Origin of the sequence: Tolypothrix sp. VBCCA 56010, assembly GCF_050875635.1 — a bacterium.
Lineage (GTDB): Bacteria > Cyanobacteriota > Cyanobacteriia > Cyanobacteriales > Nostocaceae > Hassallia.
This window is the reverse complement of sequence record NZ_JBPAOH010000097.1, coordinates 1-23732: the sequence shown is the minus strand read 5'-3', so window position 1 is coordinate 23732 and position 23732 is coordinate 1. Positions and strand designations below refer to the sequence as shown.

18 protein-coding genes and 1 pseudogene are annotated in these 23732 nt (G+C 41.0%); 4 read left to right on the top strand and 15 right to left on the bottom strand.

Annotation, left to right across the window (positions count from 1 at the left end):
• Positions 1-125: 125 nt before the first annotated feature.
• The 4 genes from AABK37_RS26860 to AABK37_RS26845 all read right to left on the bottom strand — a co-directional run bounded on the left by AABK37_RS26860 (position 126) and on the right by AABK37_RS26845 (position 3526).
• Positions 126-1133 (bottom strand): hypothetical protein, encoded by a 1008-nt coding sequence (locus AABK37_RS26860; protein ID WP_432554560.1) that lies wholly within the window; start codon positions 1131-1133, stop codon positions 126-128.
• 338 nt (positions 1134-1471) lie between these two features.
• A complete protein-coding gene (locus AABK37_RS26855) occupies positions 1472-2323 on the bottom strand; it encodes a glycosyltransferase (RefSeq protein ID WP_432554559.1) in 852 nt (283 codons plus the stop codon).
• Positions 2320-3396 carry a glucose-1-phosphate thymidylyltransferase gene (locus tag AABK37_RS26850; protein ID WP_432554566.1) on the bottom strand — a complete coding sequence of 359 codons (1077 nt, stop codon included), beginning with the start codon at positions 3394-3396 and terminating at the stop codon, positions 2320-2322. Before AABK37_RS26850 ends, AABK37_RS26855 begins: the two co-directional genes overlap by 4 nt.
• A complete protein-coding gene (locus tag AABK37_RS26845; RefSeq protein WP_432554558.1) occupies positions 3368-3526 on the bottom strand; it encodes a hypothetical protein in 159 nt (52 codons plus the stop codon). The genes AABK37_RS26850 and AABK37_RS26845 overlap by 29 nt, the downstream gene beginning before the upstream one ends.
• A 43-nt stretch (positions 3527-3569) precedes the next feature.
• Between AABK37_RS26845 and AABK37_RS26840 the strand changes: the two genes are divergently transcribed.
• Entirely contained in the window at positions 3570-3821 is a 252-nt protein-coding gene (locus AABK37_RS26840) for a hypothetical protein (RefSeq protein ID WP_432554557.1), read from the top strand.
• Here AABK37_RS26840 and rfbD read toward each other — a convergent pair.
• A complete protein-coding gene (rfbD, locus tag AABK37_RS26835; RefSeq protein WP_432554556.1) occupies positions 3807-4691 on the bottom strand; it encodes a dTDP-4-dehydrorhamnose reductase in 885 nt (294 codons plus the stop codon). The genes AABK37_RS26840 and rfbD overlap by 15 nt on opposite strands.
• Positions 4692-5194: 503 nt before the next feature.
• On the opposite strand from rfbD, the gene AABK37_RS26830 reads away from it, so the two are divergent.
• From AABK37_RS26830 to AABK37_RS26820, 3 genes are all read left to right on the top strand, one after another.
• Positions 5195-6658, top strand: coding sequence for a CAP domain-containing protein (locus tag AABK37_RS26830; RefSeq protein WP_432554555.1), 1464 nt, complete (start codon positions 5195-5197; stop codon positions 6656-6658).
• A gap of 240 nt (positions 6659-6898) precedes the next feature.
• Positions 6899-8512: a PPC domain-containing protein gene (locus AABK37_RS26825; RefSeq protein WP_432554554.1), complete on the top strand. Its 1614-nt coding sequence runs from the start codon at positions 6899-6901 to the stop codon at positions 8510-8512.
• 232 nt (positions 8513-8744) lie between these two features.
• On the top strand, positions 8745-10742 hold the full coding sequence (locus AABK37_RS26820; protein ID WP_432554553.1) for a PPC domain-containing protein: 1998 nt from the start codon (positions 8745-8747) through the stop codon (positions 10740-10742).
• A 103-nt stretch (positions 10743-10845) separates the two neighbouring features.
• On the opposite strand, the gene rfbC is transcribed toward AABK37_RS26820, so the two are convergent.
• From rfbC to AABK37_RS26770, 10 genes and pseudogenes are all read right to left on the bottom strand, one after another.
• Positions 10846-11394 (bottom strand): dTDP-4-dehydrorhamnose 3,5-epimerase, encoded by a 549-nt coding sequence (gene rfbC, locus AABK37_RS26815; protein ID WP_432554552.1) that lies wholly within the window; start codon positions 11392-11394, stop codon positions 10846-10848.
• 74 nt (positions 11395-11468) lie between these two features.
• Positions 11469-12437 carry a glycosyltransferase family 2 protein gene (locus AABK37_RS26810; protein WP_432554551.1) on the bottom strand — a complete coding sequence of 323 codons (969 nt, stop codon included), beginning with the start codon at positions 12435-12437 and terminating at the stop codon, positions 11469-11471.
• Positions 12394-13386, bottom strand: coding sequence for an NAD-dependent epimerase/dehydratase family protein (locus AABK37_RS26805; RefSeq protein ID WP_432554550.1), 993 nt, complete (start codon positions 13384-13386; stop codon positions 12394-12396). Before AABK37_RS26805 ends, AABK37_RS26810 begins: the two co-directional genes overlap by 44 nt.
• A gap of 84 nt (positions 13387-13470) precedes the next feature.
• Positions 13471-14301, bottom strand: a complete 831-nt coding sequence (locus AABK37_RS26800) for a methyltransferase domain-containing protein (RefSeq protein WP_432554549.1) — start codon at positions 14299-14301, stop codon at positions 13471-13473.
• A gap of 72 nt (positions 14302-14373) precedes the next feature.
• Positions 14374-16308, bottom strand: coding sequence for a glycosyltransferase family 2 protein (locus AABK37_RS26795; RefSeq protein WP_432554548.1), 1935 nt, complete (start codon positions 16306-16308; stop codon positions 14374-14376).
• 91 nt (positions 16309-16399) lie between these two features.
• Entirely contained in the window at positions 16400-18988 is a 2589-nt protein-coding gene (locus AABK37_RS26790) for a glycosyltransferase (protein ID WP_432554547.1), read from the bottom strand.
• 85 nt (positions 18989-19073) lie between these two features.
• Positions 19074-20315 carry a methyltransferase domain-containing protein gene (locus tag AABK37_RS26785; RefSeq protein ID WP_432554546.1) on the bottom strand — a complete coding sequence of 414 codons (1242 nt, stop codon included), beginning with the start codon at positions 20313-20315 and terminating at the stop codon, positions 19074-19076.
• Positions 20312-21667, bottom strand: a complete 1356-nt coding sequence (locus tag AABK37_RS26780; protein WP_432554545.1) for an ABC transporter ATP-binding protein — start codon at positions 21665-21667, stop codon at positions 20312-20314. Before AABK37_RS26780 ends, AABK37_RS26785 begins: the two co-directional genes overlap by 4 nt.
• Before the next feature lie 459 nt (positions 21668-22126).
• Positions 22127-22972, bottom strand: coding sequence for an ABC transporter permease (locus AABK37_RS26775; RefSeq protein WP_432554544.1), 846 nt, complete (start codon positions 22970-22972; stop codon positions 22127-22129).
• A gap of 183 nt (positions 22973-23155) precedes the next feature.
• Positions 23156-23617, bottom strand: a pseudogene (locus tag AABK37_RS26770) (Uma2 family endonuclease); the annotation flags it as partial.
• Between the last annotated feature and the right edge of the window lie 115 nt (positions 23618-23732).

Sequence of the window (23732 nt, the reverse complement as noted above, 5' to 3'; positions counted from 1 at the left end):
ATTCTGTTGATTTTATTCAAAAAAAGCAATTTTTTTCCATAAAAAACATAATTTTATTTTGCTGTAATGGGGAACCTTAGTGTGACATTTACCAAATGTAACGAAATATTGTGCCAACAGCATCATCACGTATACAGTAACTGCACCCTATTTCTTTCTTGTTCAGTCATTACTAACTGATCTGGAGTGTAAAGAGTACGAACCTTAAAACGTTTTGAGGCTATCTGATCAACTAAGACTTTACAGGCAATAAGTTCCGGAGCTTTGCCTTGAACAGAACTATTCTCAAATCTCGATATAGCATCACGTACCGCATTTATGACTACCTCCGGAGCTTTAGTTACATCAACGGTGCTTCGTTTTTCTTGAATCAGGCTTGCTTTCAAGTCGGACGGTGCAAAAAAGATTACTTCAGCGCCAGCGAAACTCTCTAAAAGGTCGAGGGAGTACTTATTTTCTATTGATATACCGATTCTAATATTATTTCCAAACGCTTTCCTCAACTGGTTATACAGTTCATGATATTGCTGCAAGTCAGTACAATAGGGTACGAGAACTGTCATCTGTTTTCCAGATTCAAGGCAAGAAGATATAACACCCAACTCTCGCCTTAGTAAGTAAGGCTCTTCAAGCAACCGCTGCGCCCCTCTGACTGTATTAGGGAGCTTAGAGTTGAGAAATCCGAAGTCATCAGTAAGGTAGTCCAGCATTCTATAAATGATATTATCAGGAAACTTTTGGAGGAGCGCATGAATATCTCGAAAATGAGATCGGCTAACCGACCGATCGCCACTGTGATCGATGACTGCTAGTTTACTGTTGCCAATGCATCGAAGAATCGCCGTCTCGCTGCGAATGAATACGGTATCGCTGTACTGCTTTATCCATTCTGGAAGAGTATCCCAGAATGAACAGAGCATTCCTCTCAATTGATTATTCGACATTTGCACATAAGCAAATGGTAAGAGAGGATTGTCTCGGTATCTTTTATAGTGACCGAGTAAACTCTCCTGAAGCATACATGCAACATGGGTTCCAGTACGCACATGACAGTCAGGGTGAACAGTCGTGTTTGTAGCAGAAACGAATTTTGCAAATTCATAGTCTGGCTCCACTCCGGCTCGTAAATGCATATGATTTGTCCTAAGCTAAACGTTCAGGTTTACTACCAACCCATAGGTTGATATAGGAATCCTATTTGATTTTTGAAAAGGATGACGAGAGAATACGGTAGGATGTACAAGCGTAAGAGAAAACAAAGATAAAGCCGCATATAGAAACCTCAATAGTCACGGGGGGAGTAGCAACGGCGATGCTCCCAGAAGGAATTATCCTTAGTGCGATCGCTCGCTTTAATTCTCTGGGGTCTGGGTTCCCTTGAATGAAATTTATCAACTCTTCCATTGCTTAAAATACACTCTACTTATCCCACTTCTACTTCAGCATATACATAACTGTGATTTTTCACAAATCATTTAGGATTGCTATATCGCCGCCAATAATTTAACATCCCGTAAAGTTTACCCAATCCTATCTGAGGTTTGACAAACATTAATAAAAGAGCATAACAAATTAATCTAGTTCCTCTCACAATAAAAACTAACTTATTTGTGTGTTTGTCTAAAGTTAATAAATAACTGTATGTACTATGTTTTGTTTTTAAGAAAATATTTCTATTAGTAATTGAAGAAGGCTGATGCAATACATCAAACTGCTTTGTTATTGCAATCAAATATCCTTCATTGGCGTAACGCCTGCAAAATTCAAAATCTTCATAATAGAGAAAGTAAGCAGGGTCAAATAACGGACATTCCCGAAAGTTAGCAAGATTGATTATGAGACTACAGCCAGAAACCCAATCACAAGCGACATACTCGGCATCTGTATTTGTTAACATATCTTGAGTCAGAATTGAGCCAATTGTGCGAATAAAGCGACCGCCAGCAAACCAGATTTCACCTGTGGGAGTATGAATAATTGTGCCCAAAATTGAAATTTCTGGATGTAATTTCAAAAAAGGGTTAACTTGAGATAAAGTATTTTCTGGCAAATAGGCATCTGGATTAATTATCCAAATAATAGCCTGAGTATTCTGAGTGTAAATCCATTTAATTCCTAAGTTGCAAGCATTGCCAAAACCGAGATTACTCCCAGCATCAATAATCAGCACAGATTCACTCTGAAGATTATGAATAGAATCATCTTCCGGCGAGTTATTGATGATAACTGTTTTGTACTCAATATTTGTGCCGTTTGGCAGAGAATTGATTAATTGAGCAACAAGATTTGTTGAATAATAATTAACTGTTAAAAAATAAATCACGTCAGTTCGATATGACAGTCATCTCCAATCATAAATCGCAAAGCTTTGGGGCGACGGGGTGCAATTGTTAACTGTGCGCGTTGCCCAATTACACTATCAATAATACGTTGATGAATACCGACTATTTTTGCATTTTCTAAAACAACGCTATGTTCTAAATCTGTCTCGATTAATGTTACATTATCGGCGATGCTACTGTAAGGACCGATGAAGCAGTTTTCTAAATGACAATCGCTACCAATCACTACCGGACCGCGAATTGTGCAATTAATTATTCTAGACCTTTCACCGATTTGCACTCGTCCAATAATTTGACTTTCGGAATCCACCATACCTAAAATTGATTTTGTCAGATAGGTGTCAAGAATCAGTCGATTAGCTTCTAATAAGTCATCTTTTTTGCCAGTGTCTAACCACCAGCCTTCAAGTTTACAAGCTGTAACTTGCTTTTTCCGGTCAATTAAGCATTGAATAGCGTCGGTGATTTCTAGTTCACCTCTGGTGGAGGGTTGGATGGTGGCGATCGCCTCATGAATGATATGAGAAAAGAAATAAACTCCCACCAATGCCAAATTTGAAGGGGGAATTTTCGGCTTTTCAATCAATTGCAACACCCGTCCCGTGTCATCTACCTTTGCCACCCCAAAGGCGCTAGGATTGGCAACTGGACGCAGCAAAATCAACGCATCTTGGGGTTCAAGGATAAATTTTTTCAAAAAGTAACTCAAGTCGCCTTGTTGAATCACATTATCGCCCAAGTACATGACAAACGAAGAATCTCTTAAGAAGGGACGGGCAACTTGCACTGCATGAGCAAGTCCTGCTGGCTTATCTTGTAAGATGTAGGTGATGTTAGCTCCGAAACGTTCTCCATTTCCTGTTTTTGCCTGAACTTCTGCCCCTGTTTCCGGGCTGATGATGATGCCAATATCAGTTATACCAGCAGTTACCATTTCTTCGATGCCATACCACAAAATTGGTTTATTGGCAACTGGTACGAGTTGTTTTGCCCCGGTGTAGGTAAGGGGGCGCAAGCGTGTACCTTTACCACCAGAGAGAATTAGTGCTTTCATAAGGGATGGTGGGGCATGGGGCATGGGGCATGGGGCATGGGGCATGGGGCATGGGGCATGGGGCATGGGGCATGGGGCATGGGGCATGGGGCATGGGGCATGGGGCATGGAAAGAATCGTACTTATTCACGATGAGCGAACTTGAACTTCTTTAATTCCCAATTCGCTCATGAATGCCCTTCGGACGGCAGGTGCTACAACGGAGGGAACCTCCCTTCGGGTTCGCCACTTCGACGGGAACGCCAGTCCGCTCAACGCGGGGAACCCGCGCACGCGGCTGGCTCGGGAAACCGACACCGCCGAGTGGACTCACCGCAACGCACTGCCTCCCCAATTCCCAATGCCCAATGCCCAATGCCCATTGCCCAATGCCCATTGCCCAATGCCCAATGCCCAATGCCCAACAACTATCAACTATCAACTAACTCCTTTAACATTTTCCGAAGTCTTTGTCGCCAATGGGGGGGATAAGTTCCGAGAACTGCGGATATTTTCTCACAAGCAAGGACGGAATAGGCGGGGCGACAAGCTGGTGTGGGATATTCGGGAGTGGTGATGGGGACAACTCGTTGGATTTTCAGAGGAAAGCCTAGTTGCTGGGCTTCTTCAAAGATAGCAACGGCGAAGTCGTACCAGCTAGCAACACCGCTGTTTGTGTAGTGATAGATGCCGGCAATTTTGGTGGTAATTCTATTTTGAATTAGATAGGCGATCGCACCCGCTATATCTTTCGCCCAAGTGGGACTACCAATTTGATCGGCAACAACGCGGATTTCTTCTTTTTGGGCACCCAATCGCAGCATAGTTTTGACAAAGTTACTTTTGCCATATGTTCCATAAACCCAAGCAGTGCGAAGAATCAGGTAATCGTTGCAAGTATTTTGAATCGCTTCTTCTCCTGCAAGTTTAGTTTTACCGTAGACACTCAAGGGATTAGTTGCGCTACTTTCTTGGTAAGGGCTGCAAGATGAGCCATCAAAGACGTAATCGGTAGAAATATGAATTAAAAAAGCTCCTAGTTTTTGGCTTTCTTCGGCGATAATCAGAGGTGCTGTTGCATTGATGATTTTTGCCAGTTCTGGTTCGCTTTCGGCTTTGTCAACAGCGGTGTAAGCAGCAGCGTTGATGATGATTTGTGGTTGGTTTAAAGCAATGACGCTGCGGAGGATATCTGCTTGGGTAAGGTCTACGGTGGGGCGTGCAACTGTAATGATATTACCTGACGGGGCGAGAATTGTTTCTAGTTCTTTGCCTAGTTGACCGTTATTGCCGATCAGCAAAATTGATTGACTCATTTTATTAGCTATAAATCTGGCGGTTGGGTCAAAACCCCATCAAGAGCCTAATCCTAACCATACCATTAGGCGTAAGTTTTTTAGATAGCACTTGCATTATCTGAATCAAGAAAGTCAATTTCTAAAGCTTTGAAGACTTATTTTTTATACCGTCAGAGAATTATATACATAAATTATATTTATGAAAAAAGGCACATTAAATCAGTATTTGCTACTCGTCAATTTTTTTGGGGATCGCTTACTCAGTCTAATTTTTGGTAAATTTTAGACTTTTCGATGATTTTGGGCGATCGCGCAATCATTAATACCAGGCTTTTGAATTTGTATCTAATGACAGATACAAGTTTTGGTGTGGTCACTCTGATACAATGCCTACGTGTGTTCCCAGAAAAATTAAGTGTGCTTATAACCCTAAAAGTTTTTCATTTTGGGGTTATAAGTCCTATGGCATAGGGAATACTAACTTCAACAAAAAAGTAGACACTAATAAGTCAAACTTACCTATGCCCCAAAACTTACAAAACTTGTTCGACGCGAATTATTATCGCGCCGCAAATTCTGATTTGCGCGGTTTAAATGATGCACAAGCATTATCACATTTTCAACAATTTGGTCTGAATGAGAACCGCTCTTTTTCTGCATTTGTGGATTTAAACTTCTATCGTGCAAGCAATAGTGACTTGGCTAGCTTCAGTAACAAACAAGTATTTGAGCATCTAGAAAAATATGGTGTGGCTGAAGGACGCAAATTTTCACCGTTGTTAGATCTCAATTTTTATGTTGCTGATAACCCTGATGTAGCTCAAGTTTATGGAGGAAGCAAAGAGGGTGCATTAAATCACTTTGAAACTTATGGGCTGAATGAAGGACGCACATCTTCACTTGCGTTTGATGTCAAATACTATCGGAATGCTAATTCTGACTTAGCTGCAACAAAGCTAAGTAACAAAGAACTTTTAGACCATTTTGCACTTTTTGGAGAGAAAGAGGGACGTGCATCAGCAGAGACTTTCGATGCAAAGTATTATCTGTCTAACAATTCTGATTTAGCAAATTTGAGCTACTCTCAAGCATTGCAACACTACCTAACTAATGGCTTGCGTGAGGGTCGTAATGCTAGCGACTATATCAAGAGCGATCGCGCTGGTAACACGATAAATGACGCTCACAAGATAGCTTTAGACTCTAAGGAGGTAATTTTTAGAGACTCTGTTGGTAATGCTGACAATAATGACTTTTATAGCCTCAATTTAAGTCAAACCAGCAACTTCAAAATAGTAGTGAATGGAGGAGTGAATAATGCAGATGTGGAGCTACTCAATAGCAATGGAGAAGCAATAGCTCGTGGAAGTAATGCTGGTAAGAACAGTGAATTGTTGAATGTCAGCAATTTACAGGCTGGTACTTACTACATCCGCGTGTACCAAGCAGCCGAGGGCAGCGACACTAATTACAATTTGAGTTTGTCTGCGACACCTGCAATTGTTTCTACACCCGTGACACTTGCAATTACATCTACGTCTATCACGCCTGAGTCACCCAAGGAGCCATCATCTGTCAATCCTTTTATAGATCGCGTTTTGCAGTTGACGAATGCTCAACGCTTGCAAGCTGGTTTGCAGCCATTAACGTTGAATAGTAAGTTGAATAATTCTGCTCAAGCGCATAGTGAAGATATGGCACTTCATGACTTTTTTGGTCATAAGGGTTCAAACGGATCTTCAATGGGCGATCGCGCTAAAGCATCGGGCTATCAATTTTCTCTATTTGGAGAAAATATTGCCGCAGGCTACGCTACACCTGAAGATGTTGTTCAAGGATGGATGAACAGTCCAGCACATCGCGCTAACATTCTCAACGCCAATTATCGAGAAATGGGCATTGGTTACTATTACCTGGCAAACGACACGGGTAATGTCAATGAGAACTTCTACTGGACGCAAGATTTCGGTGTAATTTCTATTTGATATTCAACTAAGTCCGCAATTCCTCCCAACACCGAATCAAAGATTTCGGTGTTGGGAGGAATTGCGGGCTTGATTTGTTGCGTCCTTTTTAACCTATACCTATGTGATTCTTGGATAAAATTCATTCAAGCTTAACGTATTACCACGTAAAATAAAATTTACATAAAGTTTGAGCAAAACACGCAATTTTATGGGAGAAATTACATAGAAACTAATAGACATCTCCAAGAATAAGTACTGATGGCTATAAATTTATTTGATGCCAATTTCTATCGTGAAGCTAATCCTGATTTAGCAAGCTTCGACAATATTCAAGCACAGTCACACTTTCAGAATTACGGTGTTGATGAAGGGCGGCGTTTTTCTGGATTAGTAGACCTGAATTTCTATCGAGCCAGCAACGCTGACTTGGCTGGTTTGAGTAACCGCCAAGCTTATGAGCATTTATCCAACTATGGCGTTGCTGAAGGACGCAAATTTTCGCAGTTTTTCGACCTCAACTTCTATCGTGGTAAAAATGGCGACTTAAATAATTTGAGCAACGAGCAATTGTTTGACCATTTGCGAAGCTTTGGAGTAAGTGAGGGACGCTCATTTTCACGCTTGGTTGACTTGAATTTTTATCGCACTATCAACGGGGACTTAAAAGACTTAAATAACCTACAAGCTTTACAGCATTTGCAAAAGTTTGGTCTTGCAGAAGGACGCCGTTTTAGTCCCTTTATTGATTTAAATGTCTACCAGGCTGCGAATCCGGATTTGTCAGCGGTGGGTTTTAACAAAAGCCAGTTGTTTGAACATTTAGGAAATTATGGTATCGCCGAAGGACGCAGATATTCTATTTCCTTTGATAGCAATTATTACCGCAGTAATAATTCCGATTTGGCTCAAGCAAATCTAAATCCCTATCAGCTTTTGGAACATTACCAAGATAATGGTCTAGCTGAGGGACGTATTTCTAGTGAATCGTTCAATCCTACTTACTATCTGGATAGTTATTCTGACTTAAGAGCAGCAGGTTTGACCAAACAACAGGCAGCGCTACACTTTGAGATTTCTGGCTATAAAGAAGGTCGTCAAGCTGCACCTTCAAGCTCAATTTCTCTATTCCCAAACCGCGCTGATGACTCTCTCGAAACTGCTGCTAACCTTGGCATCTTAAATGGTAGCCGCAACTTTAGTAACCAGTTTGTCGGCACTACTGACCGCAATGACTACTACCGCTTTACCGTGGCTCAGACTAGCAATTTTAATGCTTCTTTGACTGGTTTAACTGATACTGCTTATGTGGAACTAATTTATGACGCTAACGGTAACAATCAGCCTGATTCTAATGAGCGAATAGACAACATTCAAGTTAACAGGTTTCGCAATTCTATCAACGAAGCTTTGGGAGCAGGTACTTACTTTCTTCGCGTCTATACCGTCTCTACTGGAGATAACACTAACTACAACTTAGAAGTTTCCGCAACTCCTGCCCCAGTCACAACTCCTACAGACCCAGGAAACACTCTAAGGACGGCTTATGACATTGGTTTTATCAACGGTACTTCCGTCTTTAAAGATTTTGTCGGCGCTGCTGACCGCGATGATTACTATCGTTTCAGCCTGTCGAGCAACCGCACATTGAAATTAGATTTGACTGAGTTAAGTCATTACGCTTATGTGGATCTGATTCAGGATACCAATGGTAATGGTGTAGTAGATTATGGTGACCGGTTGGAAAGGTTCTTTGGTAATAGTTCCAGGAATGGCTCAATCAATAAGGCTTTAGGAACAGGTAGTTACTTTGTTCGCGTCTACAGCAATGATATTAGCAGTAACACTAACTACACTCTCACTTTGTTGGCGTAAGCTGTAGATTGGGATTTAAAAGTTGAATTGATTAATCGTGGCGATCGCACTTTGTGTATGTTGAGTGCGATCGCTTTTGCGTGATTTACCAAAATCTATTGTACAAGTTTATACGTTTATTTTCCTTTGAAATACAATCTATATTTCAGTAATTATTCTCTGTAATAACTGTGACAGGAAGGTAACACTAATAATATCAATTAGGGAGCAAGTCAAATTTATTACTTTATATATGTCAATAAATCTATTTGATGTAAATTTCTATCGTGCTGCAAATACCGATCTTGCGGGGTTAAACGACGCTCAACTACAGTCACATTTTCAACAATTTGGTTTGAATGAAGGTCGTCGTTTCTCTGCATTTATTGACCTCAATTTGTATCGTGCGAGTAATAGTGACTTGGCTGGCTTCAGCGATCGCCAAGCTTATGAGCATCTATCAAATTACGGTGTACGCGAAGGACGCAAATTTTCACCCGTGGTTGACCTCAACTATTATCGTGGCAAGAATAGCGACCTAAAGAACTTTAACAACGAGCAATTGTTTGGGCATTTGCAAAGCTTCGGTGTAGCTGAGGGACGCCAATTTTCGCCCCTTGTTGACCTGAAATTTTATCGCTCTGTAAACGGCGACTTAGCAAGTTTTAACAACAACCAAGCCCTACAACACCTGGAAATCTACGGTGTGGGTGAGGGACGGCGTTTCAGTGCGTTTGTTGATTTAAACTTGTATCGGGCTGCGAATCCTGACCTGTTTGCAATAGGTTTTGACAATCACCAGCTGCTTGAGCATTTGGCAAGCTATGGTGTCAGCGAGGGACGCAGATTTTCTATTTCCTTTGATAGCAATTACTACCGTGGCATCTATTCCGACTTGGCTCAAGCAGGTTTTAATAACGCTCAACTTTTAGAACATTTCGAGGATTATGGTTTGACTGAGGGACGTACCTCTTCAGAATCATTTGATATTAATTACTACCTTGCTAATAATGCTGATTTAAAGGCAGCAAATTTCAACAAGCAGCAAGCGCAGCAACACTTCGAGATTTATGGATATCGAGAAAATCGTCTGAGTACTTCATCAAGCTCAATTTCTTTGCCAGCAAACCGTGATGATAACTCTTTAGACACCGCTTCTAATCTTGGTGTCCTAATTGGCAGTCGCAATTTTACTAACCAGTTTGTAGGTACTACTGATGCCAACGACTACTACCGCTTCACCTTGGCTCAGACCAGCAACTTCAGTCTATCCTTGAGTGGTGTAACCCAATTCGCTGATGTGGAACTAATTTATGACAACAATGGCAATCAAGTACAAGATTATGACGATCGGTTAACTAGCACCACTGCTTATAGCAGCTCCAATGGCTCTATCAACAAAACTTTAGGGGCAGGAACTTACTTCATTCGCGTTTCCCCTGATTACTCCAGCTATAATACCAACTACACTCTAGGAGTATCGGCAACTCCTTACCCAGTCACAACTCCCAAAGATCCAGGTAACACTTTAGGTACGGCTCTTGATATTGGTACTGTAAGCACCAACCGCAGTTTTACCGACTTTGTAGGCAGTGCTGACCGCAACGACTACTACCGCTTTAATTTGAGCCAGACGAGCAACTTCAATCTATCCTTGAGTGGTGTAAGCGATTTTGCTGATGTGCAACTAATTTATGACAGCAACGGCAATGGAGTAGTAGATTATAGTGATGAACTGGGCAGCACTAGTGCTTATAGTAGTTCCAATAGCTCCATCAACAAAACCTTAGGGGCAGGAACTTATTTCATCCGTGTTTCCCCCGATTACTCCAGCTATAATACCAACTACACTCTGGCAGTGTCAGCAACTTCTTACGCAGCCACTACTCCCAAAGATCCAGGTAACACTTTAGGTACGGCTCTTGATATTGGTTTCCTTAGTGGTACACGCAGCTTCAAGGATTTCGTAGGCAGTGTTGACAGTGAGGACTGGTATCGCTTTAGCCTTTCCAGTAGCCGCAACTTTAAATTGGACTTGATTGGTCTAAGTAATGATGCGGACGTAGAACTGATTTACGATAGCAACGGTAACGGTCAGTATGATTATTATGAAGAGTTATACTCTAGTTATAATTCTGGTTCCAGCAATGAGACAATCAGCGCTACTTTAGGAGCTGGTACATACTTTGTTCGCGTCAACACCGACTATTCCGACGATAATACTGGCTACATCTTGACGTTGTTAGCCTAACCTGCGTCTGTTTGCATTACGCAATCGATTTCATTCTGTAAATTAACACGCAATTCGCGATCGCACAAAGTTTTTTAATGGTGCGATCGCACTTAGTGCGATATTAATCAAATACCTCAGCCATTGCCAAAGGTTTACCCCCTTGGTCTTTACCAGATAAAATTGGTGGTGCCACAAGATGCCAATCTATGGCTAAATCTGGATCGTTCCAAAGAATACAGCGATCGCCTTGGGGATTATAATACTCTGTAGTTTTGTAAAGTACTTCCGCAACTTCGGAAAACACCAAAAAGCCGTGAGCAAAACCTGGTGGTATCCACAGTTGAAGTTTATTTTCAGCGCTGAGTTCGTAACCAACCCATTGACCGAAAGTAGGAGAACTTTTTCTAATATCTACAGCTACGTCAAAGATATCACCAACAACGACGCGGACTAATTTACCTTGGGGTTGAATGACTTGATAGTGTAAGCCGCGTAGAACATTTTGCTTAGACAACGAGTGATTGTCTTGGACAAACTTGACGTTAATGCCTGTTTTATCTGTAAATTTTTGCTGATTGTATGATTCAAAAAAAAAGCCGCGATTATCAGCAAAAACTTGAGGTTCTATGAGTAAGACATCAGGTATACTATTAGTAGGTTCGATGTTCATTAAATCTTTTGATGCGCTGCTTTTTCAGGGGTTTAGCATCTTTATTTGTAATGAAAATGAGGATTTTCAATAGTTTACTGCCAAGTTTTACCAAGCTTGCCTTTTAAACCATGAAACGTTCCTAATAAGCAAGCCCAAATTTTTATCACTTTGTCTTCAGAATCATACATTAATATAAAAGCTGTGGTACGGATTAAAAATTTTAAGCGTCGCAGACAGCTTTTTAATTTGTACCATCCTTTTGCGTAACGTGTGGATAGATATGTGTGGTTTCTGCAAATATAGTAGTGGCGAAGAGCAGAGTATTTTTGGATAAAAATTTCTTTATTAAGAAACTTAACTTTAATAGGCAGACCAAAGTTATGGTACATAATTGCACTAGGGACAATTAAATTTTTAAAACCTTTTTGTCTAATACGTAATCCATAATCAAGGTCAATGCCATCAATAAATAAATCTCCTCTAGGAGGCGAAATAGTTTTTGCTACACTCACAGCAATTAGGGAACCAGAGGTAATAGGTGCATCACACTCATAAAAACGAACTTTGCTATTATGCTTATAAGCAGCAAAGCGATCGCAATTATATACTGCACCCTCTACAACTTCATTTGTTCTTTCATCTATAGGAGTAGGAGCGATAATCCCAATTTTGTAATTATCGCTCCTCAGTTTATCGTAGGTTTCTAAGAGAGTTTCAAGACAGTTAGGAGTGGGTACGCTATCCTGATCGAATGTCCACAAAAAGTCGTACCCTTGGCTAATTGCCCACTCTATTGCTATCCTCAAACCCTCACCAATACCAATATTACTTGGGTGATGGCTTATTACGATTGAACTGTCAGTATTTTTTAGTAGTGAAACAGGCGAATTGTCTAATACAAAGACAGCACTAACTTCGTAAAATTGTTGACTAATTGCCTGAATACACTGATTTAGAGCTGCATAATCCTTGTAAGCAGTAATGTAAGCCGCTACTTTGTTTCTCCTCACAAATACCTTATTTTTTAGCCCAACTTGGTGGCAATTTTTTATAGACTTCAATATCCTTAAATTCCACAGGAACAGCTGGTCCTTGGGATTTTACCCATTCTGCCATTCGCCGAATACCTGTTTTCAGATCAATCGCTGCGGGAGGATTAAATACATCACGAACTTTGGTGTGATCTGAAAAAGCGTGTACTACTTCATTACGTGCCTCTAACTGCTTAATATTAAGGGGTTTATCAAATGCTTCAGCAATCTCTTCTGCTAGCTGAATTATTGTATACGGCTTGTCAGCACCAACATTAAACACTTGATTAATTGCTTCGCTTACAAGGGGACTACGAGCAATCAAAGGTGCAACATCATCCACATGAGAAAAAGCCCGTGTTTGCAAACCGTCACCGAAGACAGTCATAGGTTGGTCTTGCAAAACCTGATTCATAAAAATACCGATAACATTACGATATTTATCAGCAATGTTTTGCCGTTCACCATAAACATTGTGAGGGCGGAAGATTATATAATTTAGACCAAACATTTCATGAGCTGCTTTCAAGTCTAGTTCCACAGCATATTTAGAAATGCCGTAAGGGTCTTCAGGTTGTGGAACTAGATCCTCACTCATCGGCAGTTGATTAGCGCCATAAACAGCTATTGAAGATGTAAATACAAAACATTTAACATCATTTTTAACTGATTCATTAATCAAATTTATGGAAGCAACTAAATTTGTTTGATAGTTGTAACGCCGGATGAAATGAGAAAGCCCTTCAGCTGCATAAGCTGCTATATGATAAACGTAGTCAAACGGACCATATTCCCAAAGTGAGGTGACAAAATTTGGATCTTTTAAGTCACCTTCAATCCATTTACTGCTAGTAGGAACATTGTCTATAAATCCACCCGACAAGTCATCTGTTGCTACTACTTCCATGCCCAAAGAAAGGCAGCGATCGGTAACGTGTGAACCAATAAATCCTGCTGCGCCTGTTACTAATGCTCTCATTTTGCTTGTTTTGTATCCTTAAACTATCCGATGTGAAAAATATATAATAAATTCTATATATTATTAAAATATAGAATTTTATATTTAATTAACAACATTAATTCTCCTTAAAATTGTAATATACTCAAAATCATTTTTCTGAAATAGTTCAATATTAAAGGGAAAACAAAGATTTTCTTGGCAATATAAAAGGAGTTGCAAAAAAGCTATGTCAGTCCAAACATGGAAATGGATGCTATAGTTAATATTAATTAAATATTGAGCATGGGCAGCAACCTTATCCTCAGGAATTTTATCTACCAACCGAACATATTCCTCAAAATGAGAGTATCTTGACCACGCAGGTCCTTCTTTATAATCCCGTAAGACGTGTTCTATCGTAGTAACAGGGCGATCGCGATCAAAGATACATCTTTTGTCAGGTACAGCCATATACAGGATACCATCCGGTTTAAGAACTCTCAGGTGATTCTCAATTGTACTAATTGGATTTTCACAGTGTTCAATCATGTGATTGGCAATTACAAAATCGACTGAACTGTCAGGTATAGATGGCAAAGTTTCACCATCATCTAAGATGTCTGGTTCTACGAATTCATAATCTGAGAGTTCTGGATATAAACTCCTTAACTTATCTAGAGGCAATCGATCTATGTAGCGAACTGTAGCATGAGAAGGAATCTCAAGTGGCTGATGAAGTGGACCAATTTCAATTCCACTTCCTTTAAGATATCGTTCAGCTATCTGTTTACGTAATATACAAAAATTAGAAGGAGGTTCTTTTAAGTGCGCCAACTCTGTCTGAGTTTGTTGCAACTGAGACTGTAACTGCTCCAATGCCTTAACTGCGAGTCCTTGTGGAGATTTCAAATTTAGCAGTATGCGTTGGATTGTTTTTATACCTTTGTTTAACATCCTTTCCTCTAAGTACTGCGTAATTCAACTTATCAAATCTAATATATAAGAAACTGAATATCAATCCTCCCATTAACGTGTCACTAATCGTTTCCGTAAGTAAAATGCACTTTTATAAGCTAAGTGTCTAAAACCCCCTTGTCGATAGTGGAACTTAACTTTACTCCACAGACTTTTAAGACTTTTAATTTGTTGTAGTTGTACGGGAAACGACTGTAATGGTGTCTGCTGAATAACTGGAGGATGAAGTAGCGGACGAGATCGCATACTAGGATAACGCACAAATTTATCAAGAGAATTAATCGTTAAATCCTTGGTCAAACGTTCTTTAGTTAATTCATCTTGGGGACAGTGTTTTGGCACGGGCGAGAGAGAAATAGGTATAGCTGCTGAGCGATCGCGCTGTTCTTGCTCTGTCCAGCCTGCTTGCTGTAGCCAAGATTGAAAATAAACTAGTTGTTTTTCCTCAGCACAAGTTAAAAAGTCTGCCTGTTGGAAAGCGCTAATATCCTTAGCATTACTGTCTGAGTCACCCTTGTGATATTCGCGTTCTAACATATGAGAACCTTGTAGATCCAAAATCACCGGCATCCTGCCCATCGGATGTTGATGCAAATCTTTCATGATTTCCCAGCTACAAACCACCACGATGTCAGGTTGAACTGTGTTGACCACATCCACCATCCCGTAAGGTTCCCAAGCTAGTTGTAATGTTTGTGCACTAACCAGTTTTTCAAATTTCTTCAGTGATGGGCGTGGCATCGAGAACACTACCTCGTGTCCGCAACTCAACAGACCTTGCCCAATACCCCAAGCACGAAGCCCTGAATCCACAGTCGGTAAGCCTGGGTAAGGTAAAAGGTCTGGGCTAAACACTAACACTCGCCGAGGGTTGTCTGCAAACAGTTGCTGAACTTTAAATGCATCTACAACTGTGTAAGAAGTTTGTGCAGTAATTTGGGGAGGTAAAGGAAACAACGGACGAAACAAATGGGCGATTTCTTCATCAGAGTGCTGACGCTGCTGCTGTATAATACTTCGCTTTGCCATCATTTGTGGCAAATGTTCCACCACATCTTGCATTGCCACTAATGCGCTGACGTTCAATTTATCCAATAATATCGGTGAGTCATCTAAACCCTTAGTACTCTTAATGTGGTATGCATCCTTATCTAACTGTCCACTTGCCACAGCTTGTTCAACTACACCACCTACCGTCGCCAGCATTGCTGCGGATAATACTTGCCCTAAGTTGGCATCGCTGTAGTTTTTGATCATTGAATATAAGGCGTTTCGCTTGTACAGCACCATTTGCCTGTAGTTGGAAAAACTTTTCATCGTTCCGTGATGACGATGATTAGTAATCGCGGATGGTGCGAAAACGACTTTGTAACCCAGCAACCACAGCCGCCAGCCTAAGTCTACGTCTTCAAAATAAATAAAGTAGTCATCATCAAAACCGCCGACATTCAAAAATACCTGTCGGTCAATAATCATCGCACCACCGCAGGCAAATAGCATTGGCTTGATTTCGTTATACTCCTGTGGGTCATAAGGTTGCCCGAAACCTACCTGCGCTGCATGTCCGGCAAAGCTACATATTGCCCCGGCAAAATCAATCCGAGTTCCGTCCCAGTTGAGAATTTTCGCTCCTGCACTTACTACTTCAGGTTCGCTCTCTACAGCTTGGATCAATCCCCGGACAAATTGGGGATCTACCCACATATCATTGTTCAAAAATATAATATAATCGCCTGTTGCCTCACGCGCACCACGATTGTTTCCTGTGGCAAAGCCTAGATTGTCTTCATTGCGAACCAGCCGTACTTGAGGATAATTAGCTTGCATATACTCAACCGAGCCATCTTTTGAGGCATTATCCACCAGCATCAACTCCAGGCGATCGCTTGGATAGTCCAGAGAAGTCAATGAAGAAAAGCAATCTTTAAGATGCCTTAAACCGTTGTAGTTAAGTACAATAACTGTGACTTTTGGGAAGTAAGACATATAATAAATCCTTAAATCCTGTTTGTGAGGAATTTAGAGTTGAAAGGTGTCTGAGTAGTTATGCCTAATAGTATGGTTTGAACACTCCATATCACTCATTTTGTCCCAACCCGACTGTTCGCTTCAGTCGAAACCATGCTTTGCGTAATTTCCAAAACTTACTGCTCTCCATTGCTGCAATCAGGTTGCGTAGTGTCTCTAGTTCTACCTGATTTGATTGAATTAGAGGCTGTAATTGTTCCACTAGCTCGACCTTATTTTTTCCCAACCCGATTTTCCGCTTCAGTTGACACCATGCTTGCCGTAATTGCCAAAACTTACTGCTATTCATTCCTCTAAGTCGTGCCTGTAATTTCTCTATTTCTACTGGCGCAGTTAGTAGTTTTTCGATTACTACTGGCACTGTGGGAGGATGTAGTAGTGGGCGATATCGCATACTTGGGTGGCGGACGAATTTATCTATTGGAGCAATAGTTTTTTCCCAGTTGAACTGCTCTCGAGCTAAACGTTGTGCATTCTGGCTTTTCTGGGTAACAATTTCCGGATGGTCGAATATCTCATTAATGACAGCAGCGATCGCTTCGCTGTCTTCTGGATCTACAATCCACCCAGCGTCGTATTCGCGGATGTAGTCAGACAACTCGGCATAGTCGTTATAGATGACTGGCAATCCACACCACAAATATTCCACTGTGCGAGTAGTAAACGCTAGCTCACGTTCCCGATTGCGCTTCATCAAGTCTATCGCCACGTGTGCCGTGGTATATTTAGCAATCAAATCCTCATGAGATACTGTACCCGGTATAACAACACGAGGACTCTTTTGCAATTGCTCTAGCAGTAAATCAATAATTCCGGTATCGATGGGAATCCAAGGATGTTTGCCACCAAATAGATATAGTCTGCCAGCGTTGCGACGCTCCAGTTGCTGTACTAAAGTAGATAACCCAATTGATGGGTCTTGCCAGGGCAAAAATACTCCACCATACACGAAAGTTAATTCATCTTGGGGACAGTGTTTTGGCAAATCGGGCGAGAGAGAAATAGGTATAGCTGCTGAACGATCGCGCTGTTCGAGTTCACTCCAGCCTGCTTGCTGTAGCCAAGATTGAAAATAAACTAGTTGTGTTTTGCCAGCACAAGTCAAAAAGTCTGCCTCTTGGAAAGCAGTAATCTTAGCTTGGGCATTACTGTGCCAGTCACCCAAGTTCTGATATTCGCGTTCTAACATGTGAGAACCATGTAGATCCAAAATCACCGGCACCCGACCCATCGGATGTTGATGCAAATCTTTCATGATTCCCCAGCTACAAACCACCACGATGTCAGGTTGAACTGTGTTGACCACATCCACCATCCCATAAGGTTCCCAAGCTAGTTGTAATGTTTCTGCACTAACCAGTTTTTCAAATTTCTTCAGTGATGGGCGTGGCATCGAGAACACTACCTCGTGTCCGCAACTCAACAGACCTTGCCCAATACCCCAAGCACGAAGCCCTGAACCCACAGTCGGTAAGCCTGGGTAAGGTAAAAGGTCTGGGCTAAACACTAACACTCGCCGAGGGTTGTCTGCAAAAAGTTGCTGAACTTTAAATGCATCTGCAACTGTGTAAGAAGTTTGTGCAGTAATTTGGGGAGGTAAAGGAAACAACGGACGAAACAAATGGGCGATTTCTTCATCCGAACGCTGACGCTGCTGCTGTAGAAGACTTCGCTTTGCCATCATTTGTGGCAAATGTTCCACCACATCTTGCATTGCCACTAATGCGCTGACGTTCAATTTATCCAATAAGATCGGTGAGTCATCTAGACTCTTAGTACTCTTGATGTGGTAAGCATCCTTATCTAACTGTCCACTTGCCACAGCTTGTTCAATTACACCACCTACCGTCGCCAGCATTGCTGCGGATAATACTTGCCCTAAGTTGCCATCGCTGTAGTTTTTAATCATGGAATAGAAGGCGTTTCGCTTGTACAGCACCATTTGCCTGTAGTTGGAAAAACTTTTCATCGTTCCGTGATGACGATGATTAGTAATAGCGTCTGGAGCGAAAACGACTTTGTATCCTAATATCCACAATCGCCAGCCTAAGTCAACATCTTCAAAATAAATAAAGTAGTCATCATCAAAACCGCCTACATTCAAAAATACCTGTCGGTCAACAATCATCGCACCACCGCAGGCAAATAGCATTGGCTTGATTTCGTTATACTCCTGTGGGTCATAAGTTTGCCCGAAACCTACCTGCGCTGCATGTCCGGCAAAGCTACATATTGCCCCGGCAAAATCAATCCGAGTTCCGTCCCAGTTGAGAATTTTCGCTCCTGCACTGACCACTCCAGGTTCGCTCTCTACAGCTTTTACTAATCCCCGGACAAATTGGGGATCTACCCACATATCATTGTTCAAAAATATAATATAATCGCCTGTTGCCTCACGCGCACCACGATTGTTTCCTGTGGCAAAGCCTAGATTGTCCTCATTGCAAACAATCCGTACTTGAGGATAATTAGCTTGAACATACCCTACAGAGCCATCTTTTGAGGCATTATCTACTAACATCAATTCAAGCTTATCTTTGGGATAATCAAGCTTGAGCAATGAAGAAAAGCAATCTTGCAGATGCCTCAAACCATTATAATTCAGTACAATAACAGTGACGCTGGGTAGGTTAGACATAATAATAAATACTCCTTGGAATCAATCCCGATTTCCTTGTTTGTGTCAGTCTAAATTTATAGCAGTTATAGTTACAACAATTGATTTAAGATTCTTTAACCAATCCGCTAAGTTTTTTCAGCTTTAACCACTGAGTCCGCAACTTCCAAAATTTACTTGTTTGTATCCCGCTGATAGTGGCTTTCAATTGTTCTAATTCTGCTTGGGTGTGTTGCAGTTGCAATTTTGATCGCTCTAATTCTGCTTGGGTGTTTTGCAGTTGCGATTGCGATCGCTCTAATTCTGCTTGGGTGTTTTGCAGTTGCGATTGCGATCGCTCTAATTCTGCTTGGGTGTTTTGCAGTTGCAATTTTGATTGCTCTAGTTCTAGCTGAGTGTGTTGCAATTGCAATTTTGATTGCTCTAATTCTGCTTGAGTGTGTTGCAGTTGCGACTGTTCTGCCCTTTGGTTTTGCAGTTGCGATTGCGATCGCTCTAATTCTGCTTGGGTGTTTTGCAGTTGCGACTGCGATCGCTCTATTTCTGCTTGAGTCTGTTGCAGTTGTGAGTGCGATCGCTCAATCTGATTTTTTAGCTGAGAATACTGTTCATTTAATGCTGCATATTTACCTTCTAGCGATAATGGAAATGCACGTATAATAAACTGAAAAGTATCTGCATCTTCATCTTGTTCAATTTTTTGAGTTAGTTCTATGCTAAAGTCATCTTTATCAATATGTGGTAAGACAGGAATATCAGAGAATACAGGTACTTTAGTGCAATCAATATTACCAATTAAGTATCCGGAACGCTCAAACATATCCACGACTGTTTTGCGTGTAAAAAATCTTAAATGCGTAGCATCTAAAATTCCTAGTTCTGTATACTCAAACTTACCCTGCAACAAAGATAAACGAATTGCCCCATGAGCAATATTGGGAATTGAAGCTACGACATATCCATCCGGCTTCAATAAGTGCTGTGTTTCTTCTAGAACTCTCCACGGGTTCCGCAGATGCTCCAAAATATCTCCAAATACAGCTATATCAAATGTTTGACCAGCCAGCACTTCAGTTAGAGATACAAAATCCAAATCGGCTACGATTACTTTTTCACAATATTTTTCCGCCACTTTTGCAGCATCAGGGTTAATCTCAATTCCCGTTACTGTGCATCCTTTTTTTAATAGTAGTTGAGCAAAATAACCAGTTGCACAACCAAAATCTACTACTCGCTTGTTTTCTCCTACCAAGCGGAACATTTTCTTTAAACTATGATTTTCGTCCAATTCATCTTCAGTTAGCTCTTGGTAAGATGGATAATCTTTTTTAAAATCATTCAAAGTCATATATTAATACTTGTCTTTAGCGATTTAATATTAGATGTCAATACTTTTTTGTGGATGACATTCACGCTCATTGGCTGATCTACTAAAGCATGAACTTGCTTACCTGTATCTGGCGGAAGCACCTGAAAAACGATTGCATTATCTATCCAGTCAAAAGTCATGGATGCATAAGTTTCTGTTCCAGCTACTGTCAAACTGTAAGAACCTGTTCTTAAAGGCAAGCTAAATTTAAATTCGATTTGCAGCCTATCTCCTGTATCCAAATTACTAATCGGATAATTTTCTTCAAAAGTGTTGCTACCAATAATTTCATTTCCATTCTTATCGCAAATATAAAAACCAACAATGCACTCTTGAAGTGGCTGGTTTACCTTTAAATTAATTCTTAACGTTACTTCTTCATTAAATCCAAAAATGGGACTTTCGCTAGTAATCTCTCCAAATTGATTAAGTAGGTTTACTTCCTCTATAACAGCCTTGCCGTTTCCTCTACGTGTTAGCTTGACATTGCTGTTCGATTCTTGTTTGACATCAATTCCATTACAACGTAAGGCAGGAGAATTATTCTGCTCGCTAAATTTATTTTCAACTTCATCCGTTTGCCCTAACTCCAATTCTAGTTCTGTAACTAATTTCATGTATTCTATGATGACGGCATTGGGCAATCCTGTAGTATATATTTGCCCGTCATGAATCATTACGGCTGAATTACATAATGTTTTAATCGCGCCTGAATCGTGGGAGACAAACAACGTTGTCACCCCTGAATCCATCAAGGTTCGCATCCGTCGCATACAGCGATGTTGAAACACTACATCCCCGACAGCAAGCGCTTCATCCACAATTAAAATTTCTGGTTCAACATTTACCGCTACTGCAAAAGCCAAACGGACAAACATTCCACTTGAATAAGTTTTTACAGGCTGCTCAATAAAATCACCGATATCCGCAAAACCTGCAATCTCATCAAATTTATTTTCAATTTCCCTTTGATTTAACCCCAACAACCGTGCATTAAAAAAGACATTCTGCCGCCCAGTAAACTCAGGATTAAACCCACTCCCCAACTCCAGCAGCGCCGACACCCTACCTTTAACCTGTACTTCTCCCGTCGTTGGTGTCAACGTGCCAGCAATAATTTGCAGCATTGTACTTTTCCCAGAGCCATTTCGCCCAACAATTCCTACTGTCTGTCCCTTGGGAATTTCCAAATTAATATCCCGTAGCGCCCAAAATTTATCGGCTCTACTCTTACCAGGTAACAACAGTTCCTTGAGTCTATCTACTGGACGAGCATACCGCTTAAAACACTTCGAGACATTTTTTAGGGAAATAGCAATTTCTTCTCCCATGCTGTTGCCCTTACTCCTCAAAACTTCCACACCATCACCAAGAGCCTATCAGACTAGCCGCAGGCATTACCACCAAAAATTGTGAACACGCTAAATAATTGCTGTATTTTATCGTATTTGTCGCACATTGAATGCGTGAAGAAAGAGATTTTAGCCTTAACCCTGCGGGCTTAACTTCAACATGGGATGATAAGGCTTTGCGCTCCACCTGACGCTATGATATTATGACTTGCAATTCATATGTAACAATCTTGTTTTTCAAATGTTGTTTATTGTGCAAGACACCGTAATTTAACGATTGGTTCCTGGTCTCTATTGGCTAACTACCAAATTGACTGTAAAAAATAGTATTTTTCTCCTCGGCAAATTATTCGGATTAATTCCCTAAGAGCGCGATCGCGCTCTTAGGTGTTCTTGTCCATTATCAGAGCGCGATCGTAATTAATCAAGTTTCTTAATCTACAACACATCGGCAAATGCTGGACGCAGACGCCGATAACACCACAATCCGCCACAAAAAATTACTAAAGCAATTAGTGAGGAAACTCCCCATTCGCCCCAGTGTTTGACTTCTCCAACTAATATTAAGTCGCGATAGACTTCTACGATCGCTGTCATGGGATTTAACCAAAATACCCATCCGCGCCATTGCTCTGGAATAGCCGTAGCTGGATAAATAATTGGTGTTAAATACATCCAAATGTTTAAAATTACTCCTAAGCTTTGGGGAATATCTCGCAAAAATACTGTTAGCCCTGCTGCTAAGTAACCTAATCCTGCCGTTAATAATAGCTGTGGTAGCCAGACCAAGGGTAACAGCGCCAAGGTGGTATGTAAAGTATGCGAAGTCACCGCTACAAAAAAAATCAACGCCATTAAACCGAAGGAACTTTCAATAAACGCTGATAAAATCGGTACTAATGGTAATAGTCCTAAGGGAAAAACTACTTTTTTGACTAAGTTCGGCTGTGCTGTTACCGAACTAGCAGATTGGATTAATCCACCGCTAAAGGCAATCCAACAGACCAATCCGGCAAATAACCACAAACCAAAAGTAAAGTTATTTTCTGGCAAATTCTTGACTGGAGACTTCACCTTCAACACTACAGAGAACACATAAGTATAAATCAGCAATTGTGATAACTGATTCAGCAAAGGCCATAAGTTACCTAAAATAGAACCTTTGTACCGCGCTTCCAAGTCCCGCCGCACTAAAATTCTCAGTAAGTCAAACTTTGCCCACCACTTATCATTAACTGGTAGAATTCTTCTCAGCTTCTTTGCTTTACGGGCAGCTCCTCGCATTGTTTGCAACAATTCCTGCTTCCTCGCTCAGTACATACGCACCTAATTTTCTTCAATGAAGCTTGTTAGCTATGAAAGTTCCTACATATAATTAATTGCTGCTAAAAAGCTCTGTAAAAATCATCTTGGTGATTATACCATAACTTATTTGCATTGCCATATATCGTTACTCTCATTTTTGAGCTAAGTCAACGTATCTGGATCAATTCCTAACGCTCGCAGTTGTTCGGCTAATATGAGCGATCGCCGAAGTTCCTGTTGCAAACGCAATTCTGCTAAGGCTGCGCGTTGCTGCGCTTCAGATGCCTGTTGCTGTGCTAAGGCTGCGCTTTGCTGCGCTAAGGCTGCGCGTTGCTGTGCTGAGGCTGCTTGTTGCTGCTGGGCTGTTGCTGCTTCTTCTGGTGTCGGTACTAAATCGCCATCAAGTGTAAAATAACGCAGTTTACCCCCCTCCACACCCAAATACAAACCTAGCACTTGACTCCAAAGCCATCCCCGCTGATTTGGTGTAATTTCTTGATATTGATTGCCGATCAATTCAAAACCAACAAATTCTAAACTTTCCGGCGAAAACCAAAAGTATTCCGGGGTGTGAAATCGATTTTGATAAAGATTTTTCTTCAAATTCCGGTCAACGTCAGCCGTACTTTCAGAAAGTCAGTAAACCAAAAAGTTTTCTCCTCAAGGCGATCGCTAACCAGCCATTGCGTAGTTTTAGGTGCTAGGTGATACTAAATATCTTAAAAGTACTTATGCTTCT